The 2,462-nt window shown below is 45.3% G+C and carries 1 protein-coding gene; it reads left to right on the forward strand.

From position 1 onward, the window contains the following. Positions 1–147: 147 nt before the first annotated feature. Positions 148–2,046 (forward strand): NACHT domain-containing protein, encoded by a 1,899-nt coding sequence (locus HGO38_RS30940; protein WP_250959625.1) that lies wholly within the window; start codon positions 148–150, stop codon positions 2,044–2,046. Positions 2,047–2,462: the final 416 nt, after the last annotated feature.

Raw genomic sequence — 2,462 nt, forward strand, 5'->3', positions numbered from 1 at the left:
GGCTGGTGGGGGGCTGAATTTGCAAATGGAAGTGGGGTGGGCTTGCCCGGATAGATGCAACCCAGTGTAAATGACAGATTCTAGTGCGCTATATTAGTTGAAATCGGCTCATGGAAATGTCAGAAAAACTGAAAAGGGGAGGGACCAATGACTGAACTTGACATGAATAAGGTCGCAATCGGGGTATCTACGACACTAACCAAAGATTTGATAGCCGGCGTCGTTAATTACGTCCCGATAAAGATAAAGTCAAAGTATGATCTGTACTTCGAGAACTTTCAAACCTATCTTGATAGTACGGATCGTGTTTGTGCTAATGTCAGAACAATTGTAAATAAGGAGCGGCCAGTCGATATAGATCAAATATACGTAAAGGGTAGATATCGATGCGGGAAGGAATTAATCGGGGATGATGAGCTTTGTCAGCGCGTTAGAGACGGACAGCGTGTTGTCGTTTTGGGGTTTGGTGGCATTGGAAAGACTATATTTTGCAAATATCTTTGGAGGTCATACTATAAGAATGGGCAGGGAAGAATTCCGATATACTGCGAACTCAGAAATCTCAATGACCTGTCTGTACAAAATCTTGAGACCTACCTGAGGCTGTCTCTCACCCATGAAAGCAAGCCCATACCGGACGATCTCTTTCGGGAAATGTTAAGACTTGGTCGCTTTGCCATTATCTTGGATGCCTTTGACGAAGTGCCGGAGCGTTACCGACTGGAAATGCAGACCCAAATACTGAAACTGGCCAGTGCCTACCCATCGTGTCACATACTTGTATCGAGCCGAGCTGACGAGAGATTCCATTCATGGCTTGAGTTCCACACGTATACGGCGCAGGATTTCAATAAAGATCAAGCTAGGGAGGTTATCGAGAAAGTTGACTTTGACCGCGACATAAAAAAGGAATTTTTGAGCGAGATTCTTGAGAAGCGCTATGAGGATTACAAGCACCTATTCTCAACACCTCTCCTTACGTTGATGATGCTTATGACATACCTTCAGATTAGGTATGTTCCAGACAGTCGCCACATATTTTATCGCTATGCATTTCAGACCCTATACACGCTACATGACGCGTCGAAGCAAGGATTCCAACGCAAGCGTTACGTACAAATGAGTGAGAGTGACTTCGTCAATGCTTTCTCATTGTTCTGCCTACTCTCCTACTCGGACATGACTCATACCTTTACCCACGATCAGGTCATAGATTATTTAGAAAAGGTAAAAATTAGATCGCGTGTGAACTTCGATTCTGAGGCGCTGCTTAAGGAGTGTGTCGAGTCAGTCAATCTTGTCTATAGGGATGGCGACCAATATTCTTTTATTCATCGGTCTTTCCAGGAGTATTTCTGTGCATACGCGGCTACTCACTATTTTCCGGATAAAGTGTCAGAAGTAATAAAAATGCTCCCTGTGGTTAGATCTGACTCCGTATTTAACATGATGCACTCGATGTCGCCTGATGTGATAAGCAGAATGTATATAATACCAAATTATAAAATCTACCAATCTCAGATTAATCACGCACTAAAAGCTTCAGGTATCGATTTTTTGCGTGAACTTAACTGTTTAATCGAGATGATTATTCCGGTTCGGGCAGATAACGTCGTCCTTGGCTACAACGTCGAAGTAAAAAATGATTTTTATAAGTTTTTAGATCCTATTGTTTCAATGTTTAAATTAGAAATTCCATTTAAACGTCAGGGCGATAAAATAGATCATTCCGATTTAATTGGAATTGCGAGGAAGATTCGGAATCATATGAAGGTTGTATTGACCAAATCTGCAGAATTAGTTCACGTAAAGATAGATATAGGCAATAATATTTGTTACTATGATATAGTTGGCAATAAACGTTCAGCCGACATGCGCACGTGTTCATTTTTAGACCTCGTTGATGGTAGTAATATAGCTAAAAATCTTGCCGGACTTTCTCAGAGTTTGAAGTCAGAGGTTGTATTCGCAAAAAGAAAGTGTGACGAGTCGGTTAGGAAGGACCGGGAGGTCACGGCCAAGAGCGATGGAATATTAGCATTGTAATACGTATTTTCTCGGTTGTACCGCGCCTCATGCCTATACCACGTGGGCAACCAGCTACCGCAACCATTTCGCGGTCTTAAAAGGGCGAAGGGAGACGCCCCATCGGCCCGTTCGCCCGTATTGCACTTGGTGCGGCCCTCCTTGTGGCCGGTCGGAGCCGGTGGCAAGCTTGGCGCGGATGATGGGTTGGAACCCGATGCGGCGACGGTAATAGATCCTCCGCTCAAGCCCGACGATGACGGCGGCGAGGCGGATCGGCCGTCGCAGCCCGCAGCTTTCCCCTCCCCAACCCTCCCCCTCAAGGGGCAGGGCTATCGCATATGGCCGAGAGCGGTGATGAGATAGTCGTCGTTCCAGGCGCATTTCTTGATGCGATGGCTGATCGGAATCTTTGGGCCGTCGATGCTCTGGAGGAT

Origin of the sequence: Rhizobium sp. CG5 (assembly GCF_023701945.1) — a bacterium.
Lineage (GTDB): Bacteria > Pseudomonadota > Alphaproteobacteria > Rhizobiales > Rhizobiaceae > Allorhizobium.